Origin of the sequence: Mucilaginibacter lacusdianchii, assembly GCF_009770985.1 — a bacterium.
Lineage (GTDB): Bacteria > Bacteroidota > Bacteroidia > Sphingobacteriales > Sphingobacteriaceae > Mucilaginibacter > Mucilaginibacter lacusdianchii.
The window spans coordinates 1,133,505-1,150,073 of sequence record NZ_WSRW01000003.1 but is presented as its reverse complement, the minus strand read 5'-3'; the positions used below and the strand labels follow the sequence as shown (position 1 = coordinate 1,150,073).

Here is a 16,569-nt window from a genome sequence, read left to right as displayed (position 1 = left end):
GCATAATGATGATGAAAAATATGAAAAATAAAAGTGTGCTTTTGATGCTGCTTATACTGGTTGCGGCCTGTAAAAAGCTGGATTTAGCACCTGTAGACCGATTTACAGATTTAAATTACTGGACAACGGCTGACAAAGCGAAGACTGTTTTAAATACTGCGTATTCGCAGATGTTCAATAGCAACTGGTTCTTTTTGAATGAAGCCTTGTCTGACAACGCATACAATAGCAGAGGAGACGCAGAAGGCGTAGCATCAATTGCTGCGGGTATCTACGATCAATCTCTAGGACGTTTCAATTCCGAGTGGGATAATCACTACTCATGTATCAAAACCTGTAATGTGTTTTTGCAGAATGTAGATAAGGTTACTAATATGGACGCAAACTTACGCGAACGTATGAAAGCTGAAGCACGTTTTATTCGTGCTTATCAATATTTCCAGTTGTACACTTGGTTTGGTGATGTTCCATTATTTGATAAAGACATCACTATAGACGAAGCAAAAACTATAAGCAGAACATCAAGAGCGCAGGTAGTTGATTTTGTATTGAAGGAACTTGACGCTGCTGCTGCTGCTTTGCCGCTAAACACGGCTTATGACCAAGCTGATAGGGGAAGGGTAACTAAAGGAGCTGCTATCGCACTAAAAGCCCGCGCACTTTTATATGAGGGCAGATGGCAAGATGTGGTAACTACATGTGAACAGATCATGGGTGGTACTAACGGAACTTATAGCCTATTTCCATCATATGAGGGCGTATTTTTACCACAAAATGAATATAACAACGAGGTTATATTGGATTTAGAATATGTACCGCTGCTGCGTACTTATAGCAACTTTTTTGATTACGCGCCAATATCGGTAGGCGCCCGGTTAAATGCATTTGCGCCTACACAAGAATTGGTTGATAGCTATTTGATGAATAACGGCAAAGCAATCAACGAAGCTGGATCTGGGTATGATGAAAATAATCCGTATGTAAATCGTGATCCACGCTTAACTGGAACAGTAGTATACCACTTATACCAGTGGAAGAAGCCAGATGGCACAACGCAAACTATTTACATTAAACCAGGATCGGATCCAAATCAAAACACCAAATTGGACGAGTATTCTCCAGGTTCTGTAGCTTCAGCAACAGGTTATTATTTACGTAAGTATTACGATCCAACATCATCAAACAATTTTCAGTCGGGCCTAAATTTAATTCTTATTCGTTATGCAGATGTGTTATTAATGTACGCAGAAGCAAAGAACGAGTTAGGACAAATGACAGGGGATGTTTGGGATAAAACCGTTAGAGCATTAAGGGCGAGAGCCGGATTCACAGATGCTGCCGCACTTACTTTCAATGGCGGTGCCGGACAAGCAGGTTTACGCAACATCATCAGAAACGAACGTCGTACAGAGCTGGCAATGGAAGGTCTGCGCATTTTTGACATCCGCCGCTGGCGTACTGCCGAAACCGTGTTGAATGGTTGGGCACATGGTGCCAAATATGGTTCACCATCTGTTGATAATGGATACATACGCGCTAATCAACGGGTGTTCGATCCGTCTAAGCACTATTTGTGGCCAATACCACGTGACGAGCGGAACCTTAACCCGAACTTGACACAAAACCCAGGATGGCAATAAAAAATTAAACCAATTAAATTAAAGCAACATGAAAAATACTATATATAAATTATTAATGCTAACTACTGCGGTTGTAGCATGCATCACAACCGGATGTAAAAAAGACAAGGAGCTTGAACATACCAACGTATCAATGGTAAATACACTTTTTGCTCCCGAAAACAACAAGTTTGTAAAATTGGACCCTAAGGCTGGCACTCAGGTTTTTGAATGGCAGCAAGCACAGGCCGAGGATGGCGGACTGGTGTTTTACGAAGTGGTGTTTGATAAAGAGAATGGCGATTTTTCTCAGCCTATCTTTTCAGTTGCGTCAGATGATAAAGGAACACGCAACAAATTAACTATCAGCGATGCCGATTTGAACAAAATTGCAAACATGGCCGGTATCAAATCATTAGAAACTGGTAAACTTAAATGGGCTGTTTGGTCGTCAAAAGGCATCAACGTTCAAAAGTCTACAACATCCAGATTAGTACAAGTTGAGCGTCCTAAAGGATTTGCTGAATTGCCTGCAGACTTGTACTTAACTGGTTCTGCAACAGAGGGAGGAGCTGATTTAACTAAGGCGCTTCGCTTCAAAAAAACAGGTTCTGCAACTTATGAAATTTATACTTCATTAAAAGCTGGAACTTATCACTTTGCAGCAGCTACAAATGCATCTGCTAAAAGCTACTCAATTGCCAACAACGATCTAGTTGAAGGTGGTGATGTAACTGTAGCAGGTGATACAAAAGTGTATCGTATTAAGCTTGATTTTGAAAACATTACTTACAGCGTTACAGAAATTACTTCGCTGGGATTATGGTTCTCGGCAGAGAATAAAGTATTGCACACACTTACCTATACAGGTGGTGGTGTTTGGTCAATAAGCAATGCGCCAATTGTATTCCACCAAGAAACATGGGGCCGTGATGAGCGTTATAAATTCCGCATGGGTGTTAAAAACGCTGCAGGCACAGCTGGTACCGAGTGGTATGGCAGCTCTAACCGCGACAATAGCCGTGCGGATGCGAATAGCGCTGCTTCATACTTCTATTTATTGCCAGTTGACGGTTCTCAGTACGATTACTCATACAAATTTAATGGTGCTGCAGATAATAAGAATGTCGACATCACCGTAAGTTTCGCACCTACCGGAACTTATACACACAGCATAACAGTAAAATAAAGTCACCGCCAGCACCGCTTCATCAAAGCGGTGCTGATTATAAATCAAACAATAATGAAAAGAAATATCACAAAAGTGTTGATTTTATCCGGCGGCTTATTGTCATCAACAATGATGACATCATGCTTAAAAGATAAAGCATTCCCTTTGTATGATGACAAGCCTGTTGCACCAATCAGCTACAGCTGGGCGCTTACTGCCGATTCAATTCAAGATAAAACCTATACTTCATATTTATCGGCAAATGGCAAGTATTTCAAGGAAAACAACGTAGACAAAACGACGTTCCACTACTGGCCTAACGCCCACATGCTTGACGTATTGGTTGACGCTTACCTTCGTACCAAAAACGATGTGTACAAACAGCGTATGTTGTCATTATTAAATGGCATCAAAGAATCTAACGGTAATAAATTGCCGAACGATTTTTATGATGACATGGAGTGGCTCGCTTTATCAAGCTTGCGCAGCTTTGAGGCAACCAATGATAATACTTATTTGGACGCCGCTAATGTGTTATGGACTGATATTAAAACAGGCCGTAATGATATACAAGGCGACGGTATAGGCTGGAACAAGTCAAGAACATACTTCAAAAACACACCAGCCAATGCACCGGCTATCATCTTTGCAGCCCGCTTGTATCGTTTGCAAAAAAACGCAGCCGATTTGCAAATTGCTAAAGAGTTGTATACTTGGTTAAAAGGCAAATTAGTCGATCCTTCGAGTGGTATTGTGTGGGATGGTGTCAATTATAATAATGACGGCGCTATCACTACAAACAAATATACCTATAACCAAGGCGTGTTTATTGGAGCTGGCTTGGAGCTGTATAAGGTTACCAACGATGTAAATTACTTAAACGACGCTGTCAGAACCGCAAATGCCACTATGAAAGATCTTGACTTATCACCTGGCGGGATTTTAAGAGATGAAGGTCAGGGTGATGGTGGTTTGTTTAAAGGAATACTTGTTAGGTACATGACTTTGCTGGCACAGGAGCCTGCCGTTTCAAAAACGGATAAAGATGCAATGATCAATTATTTAAAGTTTAACGCTACAACTTTATATTCACAAGGCATTAGCCGTCCGCAATTGCTGATCAATTCTAATTGGAAAAGCAAGCCTGGCGCAAGCGTGGATCTAACCACGCAGCTAAGCGGAATGATGATGATTGAAGCCGCAGCAACATTGAACAAACAAGGAGCGTTTTAAATAAGCTCTTATTATTAAGTAAAAGCGTCGGACAAGTCCGGCGCTTTTCTTGTATGTTAGCGGTTGTACTGCCTATTAAGTATTGATGCATAATTTATTCTTAAAGTGACTTACGGTTATTTAAAAAGCGTACTCCAACTGGTTGATATTATCACATCAATTATATGAAAATGAAACTCTATCTATTAGTTCTCTTGTCGGCAATTACTTCGAACGCAATGAGCCAGACGGGCGTTAAAAAAAACACCGCAGAAAACTATGTTAGCAATCGCGCGCCACTCCGGCAAAATCCATATACCGAATTGCCTTTAGGCGCTATTAAGCCGAAGGGTTGGCTTAAAGAAATGTTGGTGAGGCAAAAAAATGGTGCAACTGGTAACTTAGACAAGCTTTACCCGTTGGTAATGAATCAGCGCAATGGGTGGTTGGGCGGCGATGGCGACCAATGGGAGCGGGGGCCTTACTGGATTGATGGATTGTTGCCATTGGCGTACATATTAGATGACAAAGAACTGATTGCCAAAGTTAAACCTTGGGTGGAGTGGACTATAAAAAGCCAACAGCCCGACGGCTATTTTGGTCCGTACAAAGATTATGCATCCGAGCCTGGCATTCAGCGTGATAATAGTCGCGATTGGTGGCCTAAGATGGTAATGTTGAAGGTATTGAAACAGTATTACTCTGCCACTCAAGATAAGAGGGTTATTACATTAATGACCAATTATTTTAAGTATCAGCTTAAAGAGCTACCGCAAAAGCCGCTGGACCATTGGACCTTTTGGGCAAAATACCGTGAAGCAGATAATTTGGCTGTTGTGTATTGGTTGTACAATATTACCGGCGACAAATTTTTGCTTGAGCTTGGCGACTTGTTACATAATCAAGGTTTTAACTTCACCAATGCCTTTTTAAATACTGACATGCTGGCCAGCGTAGGGAGCATTCATGGTGTGAACTTAGCGCAGGGCATGAAAGAACCCATTATATATTACCAGCAGCATCCGGAAGCGCAATATCTGCACGCCACCCAAAAAGGATATGCCGACTTGCGGAAGTTTGATGGCATGGCGCATGGCCTTTTCGGCGGTGATGAAATGCTGCATGGCAACAACCCAACACAGGGTTCAGAGCTATGTTCGGCCGTTGAAATGATGTTTACGTTGGAAAGCACATTGCCGATTACAGGAGACGTAAGCTATGCAGATCACTTAGAAAGAATTGCTTTTAATGCGCTGCCAACACAAACTACCGAAGATTATATGAACAGACAGTATTTTCAGCAGGCAAATCAAGTAATGCTCACCCGGCATGAACATAATTTTCATTTAAACCATGGTGGTACGGATGTTTGCTACGGATTACTTACCGGTTACCCGTGCTGTACCTCAAATATGCATCAGGGCTGGCCTAAGTTTACGCAAAACTTGTGGTACGCAACACCTGATAAAGGACTTGCAGCACTGGTTTATTCGCCTAGCGAGGTTAAGGCGTTAGTAGCCAATGGTACGCCGGTATCCTTTAAAGAGGAAACCAATTATCCTTTTGATGAAACAATAACATTTACTTTCAATGCTGATAAGAAAGATAGATCTGTTTCTTTTCCGCTTCATTTGCGCGTGCCGGGCTGGTGCAAATCGGCTACGATTACTGTTAACGGAACGGTTATCCAGGAAGCGGCAGGTAACCAAATTGTTAAATTGAATAGGGAGTGGAGGTCGGGTGACGTGGTGAAACTGCTGTTGCCTATGCATGCTTTCACAAATACATGGTTTGAAAACTCCGTTTCTGTTGAGCGCGGACCAATTGTTTATGCACTTAAAATAGGCGAGCAAATAACTAAAGTAAAAAATGACAAAGACCCGATTGCCTATGGCGATTCTTATTATGAAGTTCGTCCTACTACGCCCTGGAACTATGGGTTAATCAACGTAGCCGAGGATAAACTAAAAAAGGATTTTATAGTGCATAAAAACCAAAGCATTCCATTGTATCCGTGGACGATGGACGGCGCGCCTGTAAGCATAAAAACCAAAGGCAAACGCATTGCATCGTGGCAGTTGTATAATGATATGACCGGGCCAATTCCTTACAGTATTTATTATAACGAAGGAGCGGCACCGGTTAAGGAAGAGGAAATTACGTTGATTCCATACGGCTGTACTAAACTTCGTATAGCCCAGTTCCCGGTATTGGAAGAAAAATAAAAGTTGTAAGAACGCAAAAAGAAGCCTGCATTATGTGCAGGCTTCTCTTAAAGGTTTAACGATCTTTTAATACCCAATTCCAATCCACGCAGTTCAGCCAATCCGCGCAAGCGACCAATGGCCGAATAGCCGGGATTCGTTTTTTTGTGCAGGTCATCTAACATTTTATGACCATGGTCTGGTCTGAAAGGCATTCTTAAATTTTCACGACCAGCAAGCCTACGCTTCTGCTGCTCTTCCAATAGTGCTTTCATTACCTCGTACATGTCTACATTGCCCGCCAGATGATCAGCTTCATAAAAGTTGCCCTCTTCATCACGTTGTGTGCTGCGCAGGTGAATAAAATGTATCCGGCTACCCAGGCGTCGTACCATTCCCGGCAAATCGTTATCTGGACGTACACCAAATGAGCCGGTGCAAAAAGTTAACCCGTTGTGCTGGCTGTTAACGGCATTATAAATATCAAGTATGTCTTGTTCGGTACTAACTACACGCGGTAAGCCTAATATCGGGTATGGCGGATCATCAGGGTGTATGCACATTAAAACACCGGCTTCTTCGGCGGCTGGTATTACCTGTTGTAAAAAGTAGAAAAGATTAGCTTTCAGTTCTGTTGCACCAACCTGATTGTAACTGGCCAGAATCTGCAAAAAATCTTCAATGGAATAGCCTTCTTCCGAGCCTGGTAACCCTGCAATAATATTTTTTACCAGCTTGTTTTTATCTTCATCCTGCAACTGGTCAAAATAATTTTTCGCTTTTATTTTAATCTCGTCAGCATAAGTATCAATCGCACCGGGGCGTTGTAAAATATATAGTTCAAACGCCGCAAAAGCCGTTGCATCAAAACGCAAAGCTGTTGAACCATCTGCCATTTGGTAGTCCAGGTCCGTACGGGTCCAGTCTAACACCGGCATAAAGTTGTAACATACAATGTTAATCCCACAAGCGCCTAAGTTCTTTAACGTTTGCTTGTAATTTTCAATGTACAACTGATAATTACCTGAACGTTTTTTGATGTCTTCATGAACGGGAACACTTTCTACAACAGTCCAGGTTAAGCCAGCGTCTTCAACAGTAGCTTTCCGTTTCAGAATTTCGTCTGTTGACCACACTTGCCCGTTGGGTATATGGTGTAAGGCAGTAACTACGCCGGTCGCTCCAGCTTGTTTCACGTCCGCCAAACTTACCGGATCATTTGGTCCGTACCACCGCCATGCTTGCTCTAAGCTCATATATAATGTGTTGTTATAGGTTTTATATTATCGGCAGCGAGATTAGCCAGTAATTTACCGCTAATTGCATCGCTTAATTTGCCAATTATACGAAGCATTAACTTAATTGTAGATAGCTTTTTCCAATATTCAATAATATAAACGTATAGAAATAAAAGCGTATGCCTTTGGATAAAGGCTTAATATTCATATCATCTGCAATAAATAAAATGGCCTTGAATTTCAAGCCAACCTGTTTTCTAATACTATCAAATGTACATTTTCTAACAGTAAGCTGTTATTCTAATTAAATTGTCATCAATTTGGAGATTTGCATGAAAATTTTGAATTGATGATAATGTTTAACATTTTTGTCAAACAATAATGGCAGCTAGAGATACAGGTACAGAACAGCTTATAAAAGACACTGCAAAAAGAGTTTTTTTTGCTGAAGGGAGGCTACATGCAACTACGCAGGATATAGCCGATGCGGCGGGTGTTAACCGAACGCTTGTTAATTATTATTTCCGATCTAAAGACATACTAATTGAAAAGGTTTTTAAAGAAGCGATGCAGGATTTATCTACACGGTTGGATAAAGTAATGGAGTCTGATTTGCCATTCAATAAAAAGATTGAAAACTTTATTGAGGTATTTTTGACGGAAGCGGTTGCATTTCCTTATCAGGAAACGTTTTTGGTAACAGAAATGCTAAACGATGCTAACAAATGCGATGAAAAGAAGCCGCAAAAAATAAAGAGCTTTTTGGCACAGATACAAGCAGAAATGGATGCAGGTAACATCAAACAAATGAATCCTATTCATTTTATGATGAACCTGTTTTCGTTGATGGTTTACCCGCTTATTATGAGCCCATTGTATAAACAGTTATTCAATCTAAGTAGCAACAATTTTAATGAACTTATACAGGAACGGAAGAAACTGATATGTGAAACGATATTGCAATAAAATCATCTAAGTTAACCACAAGGCTAAATATCTGAGTTAATCGATCTACAACCATGCACAATTACATTTACAAGCTATACAACAATAATTTCATGAATTCTACAGCCAAGTTATTAGCCGGATTTACATCGGCTATGCTGCTTTTATCGGCATGCGGCAATAATCAAAATCAAGCTGGTGCACCGGCAGCCGGCGGCCCGCCTCCAGTGCAAAGTTTTCCGGCTTTCAAAGTAACCACTCAGAATGCCACATTAAACAGCGATTACCCGGCCACGTTACAGGGTCAGCAAAACATCGAAATTCGTCCAAAAATTGACGGTTATATCGACCGCATTTTAATAGATGAAGGTAGCGTTGTTAGAAAAGGGCAGGTGCTATTTCATATAAGTGCGCCACAATATACCCAGGATATTAACACAGCTGCCGCTGCTGTTGCCAGTGCGCAAGCTGATGTAAGTTCTGCCCAGCTACAGGTTAATAAAGCTAAACCACTGGTTGAAAAGGATATTATTAGCCATTACGAGTTGGAGTCGGCTCAATTGACCTTGCAGGCGCGTAGAGCGGCATTGGCTCAGGCTAAAGCAAGTTTAGCCAATGCTAAAACCAATCTAGGATATGCAACAGTTACTAGTCCGGTTAATGGCGTAGTAGGCACCATACCTTACAAATTGGGAAGCTTAATTAATAGCAACACTACACAGCCATTAACAACAGTATCCAACATAGGCAACGTTTACGCTTACTTCTCATTAAACGAAAAGCAATTACTCGACTTTTCAAGACGCTATGAGGGCCGTACGCTGGAAGCCAAGCTAAGTAAATTGCCACAGGTGTCATTGATTCTCTCTGATGGTAGTAATTACCCAGAAAAAGGCCGTGTGGAAACGATAAGTGGTTTAATCAATACAGAAACAGGTTCTGCAAGCTTCAGAGCTACGTTTCCAAACCCTATGCGTTTAATTAGGAGCGGTGGTAGTGCTACTGTTCGTATTCCGCAAGTAATTCCAAATGCTGTGCTGGTTCCGCAAAAAGCCACCTATGAATTGCAGGGCAAGCGCTTTGTTTTTGTAGTAGATGCCAAAGGCGCAGTAAAAAATACCGAGATACAAACCATGGATATTGCAGCTGGACAATACTTTGTTGTAACAGGCGGTTTAAAATCAGGCGACGTAGTAGTGCTTGAAGGTACATCTAATTTACAGGATGGCACGGTTATCAAACCGGAAGTTCAAGCCGACGATAAAGTGTATCAGGATATAAAATAACTTTTTGAGTTACATACAGAACTTGCTTCTAGTTAAGTTCATTCATCAACATAAAAATTAATTATGTTACGTAAATTTATAGAACGACCGGTATTATCTACCGTTATATCGGTCATCATTGTTATACTGGGGGTGCTGGGCCTAATATCTTTGCCTATATCGCAATACCCCGAAATTGCACCACCTACTGTAGTGGTATCTGCAGCCTATCAAGGTGCTAACGCTGATGTGGTGATGAACAGCGTTATTGTTCCGTTAGAGGAACAGATTAATGGTGTAGAAAACATGACTTACATGACGTCTACAGCCAGTAATGATGGTAGCGCCAAAATTACCGTATATTTTAAATTAGGAACCAATCCCGATTTAGCTGCGGTAAACGTGCAGAATCGTGTATCTAAAGCTACGCCTTTGTTGCCTGCCGAAGTTACCAAAGCAGGTGTAACCACCGCTAAACAGCAAAGCAGTATGGTTATGGTGTTTGCCATGACCAGTACCAACAAGTCTTACGATCAAACCTTTCTGCAAAACTTTGCCAACATCAACCTGCTGCCGCAACTTAAGCGTATAAATGGTGTAGGTGAAGCAAGTGTATTTGGTCAGCAAGACTATTCCATGCGTATATGGCTAAAGCCAGACGTAATGGCTACTTATGGTTTAATACCTGATGATGTTAATGCTGCCTTAGCTGAGCAAAATATAGAAGCTGCACCGGGTAAAATCGGCGAAAACAACAACCAGTCATTTGAATACGTATTAAAGTACAAAGGCCGTTTAAAATCACCTGCTGAATTTGAGAATATTGTGATTCGTTCAGCTATTAATGGACAGATATTGCGCTTGCGCGATATCGCCAAGGTTGAGTTAGGATCGCTTAGCTATGCAAGTAATTCTGAAACAAACGGATTGCCTTCAATAGCTGTTGCTGTGTTCCAAACCGCTGGCTCAAACGCGCACGAGATGATTGAGCAGTGCCAGCAAACTATCGATGCTGCTGAAAAAACATTTCCGGCAGGTATTAAGGTAATGCCAATATTTAGTGCCAATGAGTTTTTGGATGTATCTATTGAAAAGGTAATCCATACACTTATTGAGGCATTTGTACTGGTATTTATCGTTGTGTTCATCTTCTTACAGGATTTCCGTTCAACATTAATTCCTGCTATTGCCGTTCCGGTGGCCATTGTAGGGACTTTCTTCTTTCTGCAGGTTTTTGGTTTCACAATTAACTTGCTCACACTGTTTGCGTTGGTACTAGCCATTGGTATTGTGGTGGATGATGCTATTGTGGTGGTTGAGGCCGTGCACGCCAAGTTGGATCATGGTGCTAAATCTGCAAAATCTGCAACCACAGAGGCCATGAGCGAAATTAGTAGTGCGATTATTTCCATCACACTGGTAATGGCTGCGGTTTTCGTACCGGTGTCTTTTATTACAGGGTCAACTGGTGTGTTTTATAAACAATTTGGTTTAACACTGGCAATTTCAATTTTAATTTCAGCAGTTAACGCGTTGACTTTAAGTCCGGCATTATGTGCTTTGTTATTAAAACCGCACCCAGAAGGTGAACATCATAACACTAGTTTCTTACAACGCTTTTACACTGCTTTCAACACCGGCTTTAACGCCATGACGGGTAAGTATAAACGTTCCGTAAGCTTTCTGGCGGCTAAAAAGTGGATAGCTGTTGCAGGTATTGCTGTATTTGCCGTGCTGTTCTGGTTCCTATTAAAGACCACGCCGAGCGGTTTCGTACCAAATGAAGACCAAGGCTTTATTATTGGCGACGTGTCATTGCCTCCGGCTTCGTCGCTTGAGCGTACTACACAAATTGTAAATCAGGTTTCAGGCATTATAAAAAGCCTTCCCGAAGTAGAATCTGTAACCCGTATAGCCGGTCAGGGTATATTAAGTGGTGCAGGTGGTTCTTACGGTGTAACCTTTATTAAATTGAAGCCATGGGATCAGCGTAAAGGGCAGGGGCAGGACGTAAACTCTGTGGTAGGAAAACTGTTCGGAATGACTGCCGGTATTAAAGGTGCTCGTATCCTGTTCATCGTACCGCCTGCATTACAGGGCTTTGGTAACAGCAGTGGTTTCGAATTCCAAGTTCAGGATAAAACTGGTGGCGACATTAACAACTTTGCACAAGTTAATGGTAAGTTTTTGGGGGCGTTAAGTAAGCGTCCGGAGGTGCAGTATGCTACTACCTTCTTTAACACTAACTTTCCTCAGTACCAGGTTGACGTAAATGTGCCTAAATGTAAACAGGCTAATATATCTGTTAGTTCAGTTTTAGGAACTCTGCAAGGTTACTACGGTGGTTTATATGCATCTAACTTTAATGAGTTTGGTAAGCAATACCGTGTAATGATCCAGGCAGATGCTGCTTTCCGTGGTACGCCTGAAAGTATGAACAATATTTATGTGCGTACCAATAATGGTGTAATGGCACCTATTACTGAGTTTGTTACCTTAACACGAGTATACGGACCGGAGTCTATCAACCGCTTCAACTTGTTTACCTCAATTTCTGTAACGGGTGCACCTAATCCGGGTTATAGCTCGGGTGATGCTATCAAAGCCATTCAGGAAGTAGCCAAGCAAACTTTACCAGCCGGCTTTGGCTATGAGTTTTCGGGTTTAACCCGTGAGGAGTTATCGGGCGGTAGCCAAACCATGTTCATTTTCATCTTGTGTTTGGTGTTCGTTTACTTCTTGTTAAGTGCGCAGTACGAAAGTTATATTTTGCCATTTGCTGTGTTGTTATCGCTACCTATTGGTTTGGCCGGCGCCTTTGTGTTCGCTAAAATCTTTGGTGTAGAAAACAATATCTACCTGCAAATTACGCTAATCATGCTCATCGGTTTGTTGGCTAAAAATGCCATCTTAATTGTAGAGTTTGCGGTGTTACGCAGACGTTCAGGCGAAAGCATAGTACAAGCGGCTGTAGACGGAGCCGTAGCAAGGTTAAGACCAATTTTGATGACATCTTTCGCTTTTATATTCGGCTTGGTGCCATTAATGCTGGCTACAGGTGCAGGTGCAGCCGGTAACCGTTCTATCGGTACAGGTGCAGTAGGCGGTATGCTTATCGGTACCATCTTCGGCGTGTTCGTTATCCCGGTATTATTCATCATCTTTCAGTCTGTGCAAGAACGCATCAGCGGTACTCCTGCGCCGGTTGTTGTAGAAGAGGAAGAAGCCGTTACAGTAGATTAAGTACAAATCTTATCCGCAATTATACAAGCATATAAAATGACTAACAGATATAAAAAGCAAATGATACTGGCGCTGGCAGCAGCGTCGGTGTTTGCTTCATGTGTAACTAAAAAGTATCAGCAACCGTCGGTAAATACCAATAATTTGTATCGTGATACCACAGTTACCGATACAACGTCAATAGCCAATATTCCGGCTTCTCAGTTATTTACCGACACCGTATTGCAAAACCTGATTCAAGAAGGCATCCGCGAAAACTTGGATCTTAAAACTGCTGTACAGCGCATCAACGAAGCGCAATCTAACCTGTTGCAAAGCAGGGCTGCATTTTTGCCTAGCTTATCAGGTAGTGCAACAGCTACCCGCGCTAAGCAGTCGGCGGCCGGATTGAATTTTCCGCCGGAGTTCGCCGGCTCGTTTAATTTAATCACCACTACCTATCAAGCTTTCCTGAGCAGTAGCTGGGAGGCCGATGTTTGGGGCAAACTAAGCAGTGCCAAACGTGCGGCGTTAGCAAGTTTATTACAAAGTGATGCAGCCAAAAGGGCCGTGCAAACTCAATTGGTAGCCAACATTGCTAATAACTACTACAACTTGCTGGCGTTAGACCGCCAACTGGCTATCACCGAACAGACGCTTAAGAATAGGATTTCGGATGTAGAAACCATGAAAGCGCTTAAAGAAAGCGCCGTGGTAACAGGCGCTGCCGTAGTGCAAAGCGAAGCTAACCGCTATGCAGCCGAGGTAACAATTCCAGATTTGAAGCGCAGTATCAGGGAAACAGAAAACGCCTTGAGTATTTTATTAGCTCGGGCCCCGGGTGCTATTAAACGTAGTTCGTTAGATGAACAGCAGCCTTACACGAATTTGCAAACCGGCGTACCATCGCAGTTGTTAAAAAACAGACCTGATGTACAACAGGCCGAATTAGCATTCAGAAGTGCGTTTGAGAATACCAATCTTGCCCGTACTTACTTTTATCCATCGTTAACGATTACAGCGCAGGGTGGTGTTTCTTCATTGAGGATTAAAAACCTGTTTGACAATTCTATATTTTATAATGTTGTGGCAGGCTTAACGCAGCCAATTTTTAACAGAGGATTAAACAAAGCCCGTTTAAGAACCGCTCAGGCACAACAACAAGAAGCCTATTACAGCTTTCAGCAATCATTATTAACGGCTGGAAGCGAAGTATCTAACGCTCTGTATGCTTATGAAACTGCCGTGCAAAAACAGGGCACGCGCGCTAATCAGTTACAAGCATTGCAAAAGTCTGTTGACTTTACTAAAGAGTTACTTCGTTACAGCTCATCAACTAACTATACGGATGTGTTAACGTCAGAGCAGGCTTTGCTTTCTGCACAACTAAATGGTATAAACGACAGGCTACAACAGTTACAGGCCGTTGTAAATCTTTACCGCTCGTTAGGTGGTGGTTGGAAATAAGAGCAACTCAACTACATTAGATTAAAGTTAAATTTTCAGGCTTTAGCATATTTGCTAAAGCCTTTTTTTATTAAAAGAAAAAACTTTGTAACAGATGAGAGTGATACTCATCTAACATGTATGAAAAACAAAGAATCATTCACGATAAACGGCGAAAGTCTTTTAAAGAAAGTTAAAGAGCTGATTGAAGAAGGCAATATTCGCAAAATTACTATTACCGACAAAACCGGTAAAGAATTAGCTTCGTTTCCGTTAACGTTCGGCGTAGTTGGCGCACTTGTAGCACCTGTGTTGGCTGCTGTAGGCGCGATGGCAGCGCTTGTTGGTGAATGTACCATCACCGTTGAAAGAGATGAAGAAAAAGCTGCTGACCCAGACGCAATCATCCGGGTAGACTAACCTACAACCTCTTCCTGATTAATTATAGGTTGAGGTTGTAAGTGTTTTCAAGCTACATGCAGTTTATTCGGCGTTATACATAATCTTATAATACTCGTCGGCCATACGGCTTGCATCAAAGTTAGGTACAACTTCGGTAGCTGCTTTTTTTAGTATGCTTAGCCAGTTAGGTTGGTTATGGTAATACATGGGCATTATCACTTTTTCCAACGTGTCCATTAAATTTTGGTTCTCCTGGCGGTCTTTTTCTACAGCTGATAGTTCGTCACCTGCCGGTTGTATGATAAAACCATTGTCGTTATCTTTTATAAACTCAGGTATCCAGCCATCAGGTAAAGATAAATTGATGGCGCCGTTGATAGCTGCCGTCATACCGCTGGTTCCCGATGCTTCACGGTACATGCGCGGATTATTAAGCCATACGTCAGCTCCACGCTTAAGCAACGCTGATAAGCCCAGCTCATAACCGGTCAAAACGGCACAGTTGGCAAAAGGCTTGGCCCGGGTGATGATCTGGTTAAAAAGACCAATAGCACCGAAATCTTCTGGATAGGGCTTACCTGCCCAAATTATTTGAACTGGATACTCGGGGTTATTAAGTAAACTTAAAAACCGGTTCCAATCATACATCATTAAATCGGCACGTTTGTAACCGGCGAAACGCCGTGCCCAAACAATGGTCAGTACATCTTCGTCAAATAATTTTCCGGTCTGATCGGCGACCGTTTTAAATAGTTCTCGTTTGAGTTCCTTTTTTCGGCTGGTGATCGTGTTATCATCATTTGTTGAAATTGCATGGTCTAAAACGGCGTCTTTCCAGTATGTTTTATTTTGTGCATTCGTTATCGAGGTAATATCGCAGACACCTGAGTTGTGACTCCACATTTGTCGTGCTACTTCACCATGTAGTTTAGATACCCCATTTGCCTTGCGGGAAAATTTAAGTGCACCTAAGGTATAATTGAAATTATCGGCATCCAGGCCCAGCAGTGATTTTACTTCATGCTCTTGCAGGTGGTAAAAAAACGACATGTCTTTAAGCAAACTATAACGGTGTTCTTCATTGCCGGCCATCTCTGGCGTGTGCGTAGTAAATACCACGCGCTTTTTCACTTCATCCAAATTCCTGAACTTTGAGTACAGGTAAAAATTAAGTGCCACAGAATGGCCTTCGTTCATATGATACACGTCGGGCGTGATGTTTAGTAAGTCCAGTAACATAGCACCACCAATGCCGAGTATAACACTTTGTGCAATGCGGGTAGATTCATTAGGATCGTACAAGCGATGGGTTATCGTACGCGAAACGAAATCATTTTCGTCAATGTCGGTACTTAGTAAAAATAAAGGAGCCGTGCCGAATGTTTCCGGTTTTAACAAATAGACCTTCACATGCACAGGCGAATCATGTACAGGAACAGTAAATACCAAGCCGGTGTCTTGCAGAAAAGAATATTGTTTTTCAACAAAAGCCGGTTTCATCAGGGCGTTGGTATCCCGTACCTGGTCATAATAGCCATATTTCCATAGCATGCCTACGCCAATTAAATTTTGCTTTAGCTCGTACGCGCTTCTCAGGTGTGAGCCGGCCAAGAAACCTAAACCACCACTATAAATCTTTAAAGCTTGATCAACGGCAAACTCCATCGAAAAATACGCGGCGCGTGTGCTGTATTGTGGATTTATTTCGTAGCTGAAAATTTCTTTGTGGGTAATCATGCAGTTTATAAATAATGGGTGGTCTAAATTTATTTTATCAATAGCTTCAAGAGAAATGATATTGAGCGAAAAATGTTTTATTATAAAGCATTTGGGCAACGTTATGCT

11 protein-coding genes are annotated in these 16,569 nt (G+C 41.9%); 9 read left to right on the top strand and 2 right to left on the bottom strand.

Translation table 11 applies throughout. The features are described from left to right. Positions 1–20 precede the first annotated feature (20 nt). The 4 genes from GPM24_RS18500 to GPM24_RS18485 all read left to right on the top strand — a co-directional run bounded on the left by GPM24_RS18500 (position 21) and on the right by GPM24_RS18485 (position 6,227). On the top strand, positions 21–1,640 hold the full coding sequence (locus GPM24_RS18500; protein WP_233268895.1) for a RagB/SusD family nutrient uptake outer membrane protein: 1,620 nt from the start codon (positions 21–23) through the stop codon (positions 1,638–1,640). Between the two features lie 28 nt (positions 1,641–1,668). Next, on the top strand, positions 1,669–2,808 hold the full coding sequence (locus GPM24_RS18495) for a SusE domain-containing protein (protein ID WP_158828585.1): 1,140 nt from the start codon (positions 1,669–1,671) through the stop codon (positions 2,806–2,808). A 54-nt stretch (positions 2,809–2,862) separates the two neighbouring features. Continuing rightward, complete coding sequence (locus tag GPM24_RS18490) at positions 2,863–4,023, top strand: glycoside hydrolase family 76 protein (protein ID WP_158828584.1); 1,161 nt, start codon at positions 2,863–2,865, stop codon at positions 4,021–4,023. Positions 4,024–4,187: 164 nt separating this feature from the next. Continuing rightward, entirely contained in the window at positions 4,188–6,227 is a 2,040-nt protein-coding gene (locus tag GPM24_RS18485) for a beta-L-arabinofuranosidase domain-containing protein (protein ID WP_158828583.1), read from the top strand. Between the two features lie 47 nt (positions 6,228–6,274). Here GPM24_RS18485 and uxuA read toward each other — a convergent pair whose 3' ends face one another. Beyond that, positions 6,275–7,462, bottom strand: a complete 1,188-nt coding sequence (gene uxuA, locus GPM24_RS18480; protein ID WP_158828582.1) for a mannonate dehydratase — start codon at positions 7,460–7,462, stop codon at positions 6,275–6,277. Positions 7,463–7,825: 363 nt separating this feature from the next. On the opposite strand from uxuA, the gene GPM24_RS18475 reads away from it, so the two are divergent. The 5 genes from GPM24_RS18475 (at position 7,826) to GPM24_RS18455 (ending at position 14,742) form a co-directional block, all read left to right on the top strand. Then, entirely contained in the window at positions 7,826–8,410 is a 585-nt protein-coding gene (locus tag GPM24_RS18475) for a TetR/AcrR family transcriptional regulator (RefSeq protein WP_158828581.1), read from the top strand. A 92-nt stretch (positions 8,411–8,502) separates the two neighbouring features. Continuing rightward, positions 8,503–9,675: an efflux RND transporter periplasmic adaptor subunit gene (locus GPM24_RS18470; protein ID WP_158828580.1), complete on the top strand. Its 1,173-nt coding sequence runs from the start codon at positions 8,503–8,505 to the stop codon at positions 9,673–9,675. A gap of 63 nt (positions 9,676–9,738) precedes the next feature. Then, positions 9,739–12,897 (top strand): efflux RND transporter permease subunit, encoded by a 3,159-nt coding sequence (locus GPM24_RS18465; RefSeq protein WP_158828579.1) that lies wholly within the window; start codon positions 9,739–9,741, stop codon positions 12,895–12,897. Positions 12,898–12,933: 36 nt separating this feature from the next. Next, complete coding sequence (locus GPM24_RS18460; protein ID WP_158828578.1) at positions 12,934–14,343, top strand: efflux transporter outer membrane subunit; 1,410 nt, start codon at positions 12,934–12,936, stop codon at positions 14,341–14,343. Positions 14,344–14,463: 120 nt separating this feature from the next. Beyond that, the gene (locus tag GPM24_RS18455; RefSeq protein ID WP_158828577.1) at positions 14,464–14,742 is read left to right on the top strand and encodes a DUF4342 domain-containing protein; all 279 of its coding nucleotides are present in this window, start codon (positions 14,464–14,466) and stop codon (positions 14,740–14,742) included. 63 nt (positions 14,743–14,805) lie between these two features. Here the strand turns inward: GPM24_RS18455 and glgP are convergent, their stop codons facing one another. Further along, positions 14,806–16,461 (bottom strand): alpha-glucan family phosphorylase, encoded by a 1,656-nt coding sequence (glgP, locus tag GPM24_RS18450; RefSeq protein WP_158828576.1) that lies wholly within the window; start codon positions 16,459–16,461, stop codon positions 14,806–14,808. Positions 16,462–16,569 lie beyond the last annotated feature (108 nt).